Source organism: Pseudomonas sp. NBRC 111127, assembly GCF_001320345.1.
In the GTDB taxonomy this organism is placed as follows: Bacteria; Pseudomonadota; Gammaproteobacteria; order Pseudomonadales; family Pseudomonadaceae; genus Aquipseudomonas; species Aquipseudomonas juntendi.
The window spans coordinates 1-4,740 of the sequence record NZ_BCBD01000242.1; the positions used below are offsets into that span (position 1 = coordinate 1).

A 4,740-nucleotide genomic window follows, 5' to 3' on the forward strand; every position below is an offset into this window, starting at 1 on the left:
GCGGCCGGCACAATTTGAACACCTCTCCCAGCTACACTGTCCTATCGAATAGCCGTTGCAGTCCCTCGCCCCTTACAAGAGCAGGACCACCGCCATGTTCGATATCCGCAACTATCCCCAGGCCCTGGCCGTCAGCCAGTCCGCCGCCCTCACACCCGACGACTACCAGCGCCTTTACCGCCAGTCGGTAGAGGACCCCGACGCCTTCTGGGCCGAGCAAGCCAAGCGCCTGGACTGGATCCAGCCGTGGTCAAGCGTGCAACAGTGCGACCTGCGTTCCGGTGAGGCCCGCTGGTTCGACGGCGCACAGCTCAACGTCAGTTACAACTGCATCGACCGCCACCTGGCCCGGCGCGCCGAGCAGACCGCCTTGCTGTGGGAAGGCGACGACCCGAAAGATGCCAAAGCCATCAGCTACCGCGAACTGCACCGCGAAGTCTGCCGCCTGGCCAACGCCCTGAAGGCGCGCGGGGTGAAGAAAGGCGACCGCGTGTGCATCTACATGCCGATGATCCCCGAAGCAGCGTTCGCCATGCTGGCCTGCACCCGCATCGGCGCTATCCATTCGGTGGTGTTCGGTGGCTTCTCGCCGGACGCCCTGCGTGATCGTCTTCTCGATGCCGACTGCCGTACGGTGATTACCGCCGATGAAGGCGTGCGCGGCGGCAAGCGTATCCCGTTGAAGCAGAACGTCGACAAAGCCCTGGCCAGTTGCCCGGCCGTCAGCAGCGTCTTCGTGGTACGCCGTACCGCAGGCGCGGTGGACTGGGCCGAGGGCCGCGACCTCTGGTACCACGAGGCAACCGAACACGCCGGCGACGACTGCGCCCCCGAGCCCATGGCAGCCGAAGACCCGCTGTTCATCCTCTACACCTCTGGCAGCACCGGCAAACCCAAGGGCGTGCTGCACACCACCGCCGGCTACCTGTTGCAGGCAACCCTGACCTTCAAGGTGGTGTTCGATTACCGCGACGGCGAAGTGTTCTGGTGCACCGCGGATGTGGGCTGGGTGACCGGGCACAGCTACATCGTCTACGGCCCATTGGCCAACGGCGCCATCTCGCTGATGTTCGAAGGGGTACCGAACTACCCAGACACCTCGCGCTTCTGGCAGGTGGTGGACAAGCATCAGGTCAATATTTTCTACACCGCGCCGACCGCGCTGCGGGCACTGATGCGCGAGGGCTCGGGGCCACTGCAGGGCACCTCGCGCAAAAGCCTGCGCCTGCTGGGCAGTGTCGGCGAGCCGATCAACCCGGAAGCCTGGGAGTGGTACTTCGAAGAGGTCGGGCAAAAGCGCTGCCCCATCGTCGACACCTGGTGGCAGACCGAAACCGGCGGCATCATGTTGACCCCCCTGCCCGGCTCGACCACGTTCAAGCCGGGCTGTGCCACCCAGCCCATGTTCGGCGTACAGCCCGCCCTGCTGGATGAAAAGGGCGAGGTGATAGACGGGCCGGGTGCCGGCCTGCTGGTGATCAAGGCCAGCTGGCCCGGGCAGATCCGCAGTGTCTATGGCGACCACCAGCGCATGGTCGACACGTATTTCAAACCCATGCCCGGTTACTACTTCACCGGCGATGGCGCCCGCCGCGACGCCGACGGGGACTACTGGATCACCGGGCGCATTGACGACGTGATCAATGTGTCAGGGCACCGTATCGGCACGGCCGAAGTGGAAAGCGCACTGGTGTTGCATGATCGCGTCGCCGAAGCCGCCGTGGTCGGCTACCCGCATGACCTCAAGGGCCAGGGCGTGTACGCCTTCGTCACGGCCATGAATGGCATTACGCCGGACGAAGCGCTCAAGGCCGAGCTACTCGCCCTGGTCAGCAAGGAAATCGGCAGTTTCGCCAAGCCCGAGCTGATCCAGTGGGCCCCGGCACTGCCCAAGACCCGCTCCGGCAAGATCATGCGGCGTATACTGCGCAAGATCGCCTGCAACGAACTGGACAACCTGGGCGATACTTCGACGCTGGCCGACCCCGCCGTGGTGCAGGACCTGATCGACAAACGCCTCAACCAGTAACCGGCGGCCGCTACTGATGGCCGCCCTGTATCGCAGGTCGCCATGGAAGCCCTACGCCGCCGTATCGAAACCCAGGTCATGAGCCTTACCGGGCTGGCCCTCGGCCAGCTCGACCTGGAGTCCCCCAAGGGTGACCCAGGGCTGTTCGGCCCGCACAGTGTCAGTTGGCAGGTGCATGGCGATTTTCCGAGCATGCTGGTCGGCGGCATCAGCGCACTCATGCTGCAGCTATTGCATCCGCTGGCCCTGGCCGGCGTGTGGGACCACTCCAACTTCCGCGAGGACTTGCTCGGCCGCCTGCGGCGCACCAGCCAGTTCATCTCCGGTACAACCTTCGGCGCGACCGGTGATGCCGAGTGGCTGATCGACAAAGTACGCACCATCCACCTACAAGTGACCGGCACCGCGCCGGATGGCCGCCACTACGCGGCCAGCGACCCAGCCTTGCTGACCTGGGTGCATGTGGCAGAGGTCAGCAGCTTTCTGGCCGCCCACTTGCGCTACCGTAACCCGCACCTGCCGCGCAGCGAGCAAGATGCCTACTACAACGAAATCGCCTTGATCGCCGAGCGCCTTGGCGCCCGTGACGTACCACGCTCGTGCCAGCAGGTGGACGCCTACCTGCAAGCCATGCGCCCGCAACTGCACTGTGATGCGCGCAGCCACGAGGTCATGCGGATTCTGCTCGACGCCCCTGCCCCCAGCCGCCTGGCTCAACCGGTGGGCAAACTGATGCTGCACGCCGGCATCGACCTGCTGCCTGGCTGGGGCCAGAGCCTGCTTGGCCTGCAGCACCGGCCCTGGCAGCAGCGCCTGATCCGCCTGGGCCTAAAGCCCACGGCAGCGCTGCTGCGCTGGGCAATGCGCGACGGCTCCGCGCACCGCGCCAGGCGGCGCATGGGCATCGAGTGAGGGCAACAGGTCGCGCCTGCGGAACTGATTTAACGTGCCATACTCCAAGCACTCCTGCTCAGACCGACGAAGCGACACATGTACAAAGGATTGACTCGCGCCGCTGGCGCCATCGTGGCCCTGGTAGCCCTCTACAGCCTGCTTGGGTTCCTGATTCTTCCCGGCGTGGCGCTGCGTATCGCCAATCAGCAATTGGCCAAGTACGCTACCGTGCCCGCGCACCTTGAACGCATCGAACTCAACCCCTTCAGCCTCGAGCTGACCCTGTGGGGCCTGCAGCTTGGCGAGCCTGGCAAGGAGCAGGTCGGTTTCGACCGGTTGTACGCCAACCTGTCGCTCGACAGCCTGTGGAGCAAGGCCCTGCACCTGGAAGCGGTCGAGCTCGACAAGCCCCGCAACCAGGTCCTGTTCGCCAAAGACGGCACACTCAACCTGACGACGTTGTTCAAGCTGCCGCCGAGCGAAGCCAAGCCCGACGAGCCACCCAGCGACCCCTTCCCGTTGCGTATCGGCAGCATCAAGCTCAAGCAAGGCTTGCTGCACTTCCAGGACATGCGCCCGAGCGAGCCCATCGAGTTCCTCTACGACAACATGAACCTGGAGCTGAAGAACCTCAGCACCTTGCCTGACGACAACGCCGACATGACCCTGGTGGCCAACGGCCCCAACGGCGGGCGCATCGACTGGAACGGCACCCTCAGCCTGTCGCCGATCGCCTCGCAAGGCACGCTGAAAGTCACCGACGCCAAGATGAAGCTGTTCTGGCCCTACGTGCGCGATGCCGTGCCCCTGGTGCTGCAGGACGGGCTGGTCAGCCTTCAGACCCAGTACAAGCTCAACCTCGCCAAGCAGACCGAGCTGCTGCTGGACAACGCCACGCTGCGGGTGGCCCCGTTCGCCATCAACGCGCCAGACGGCCGCCCGTTGGCGCGCCTGGCCAACCTGGAGGTGAGCGAGACGACCGTCGACCTGGTCAAGCAACAGGTCAGTGTGGGCAAGCTGCGCAGCGACAAGCTGGAAACCTGGGCAGCACTGGAAAAGGACGGCCAGCTCGACTGGCAGAAGCTGTTCGCCAGCCAACCGGCCAAAGCCACGCCGAAAGAAAAGGCCGAACCGGCTGCCGCCGGCCCTGCGCCTGAGCCGCAATCGGCCAACGAACCGGCCAAGCCTTGGCAGGTATTGCTCAAGGACGTGCAACTGCGCAACTACCTGGTGCACCTGGCAGATCGCAGCCAGAAAGAACCGGTAGCGCTCGATGTCGGCCCGCTGAATGTCGACCTGCAAGGCTTCGACAGCCTCAACCAGGCCCCCTTCACCCTCAAGCTCGATACCGGCGTAGGCAAGCAAGGCAAGCTGCAGGCCGCCGGCCAGGTGAACCTGGCGCCCATCCAGGCCAAGCTCGACGTCAGCACCCGCGACATCGACCTGCGCGTGGCCCAGGCCTACGTCAGCCCGTTCATCCTGCTGGAACTGCGCAGCGGCATGCTCGACAGTGACCTCAAGGTCGACCTGAAGAACACCACGCCACTGGCCTTCACGGTCACCGGCAAGGCCCAGGTCAGCCAACTGCATACGTTGGACACCATCAAGAGCCGGGACTTCGTGAAATGGCAACAGGTCAACGTAGACGGCTTGTCGTATGTGCACGGTGATGCCCTGTCGATCGACAAGGTGACCCTGCAGGAGCCCTACGCGCGCTTCATCATCAACGAAGACCGCACGACCAACGTCAATGACCTGTTGATCCCGCAACCGGCCGGCGCCAAGCCAAGCAGCCCGGCCACAACGGCCCCCGCCAG

Annotated in this window: 3 protein-coding genes; all 3 read left to right on the plus strand. The window is 64.7% G+C overall.

What is annotated here, in order from left to right; genetic code table 11:
- Positions 1-94: 94 nt before the first annotated feature.
- Entirely contained in the window at positions 95-2,029 is a 1,935-nt protein-coding gene (acs, locus tag APH30_RS26030; protein WP_054914140.1) for an acetate--CoA ligase, read from the plus strand.
- Positions 2,030-2,071: 42 nt separating this feature from the next.
- Positions 2,072-2,941, plus strand: a complete 870-nt coding sequence (locus tag APH30_RS26035; protein WP_054914141.1) for an oxygenase MpaB family protein — start codon at positions 2,072-2,074, stop codon at positions 2,939-2,941.
- A 78-nt stretch (positions 2,942-3,019) separates the two neighbouring features.
- The coding region (locus tag APH30_RS26040) for a DUF748 domain-containing protein (protein WP_156326698.1) at positions 3,020-4,740 on the plus strand (1,721 nt) is incomplete at its 3' end.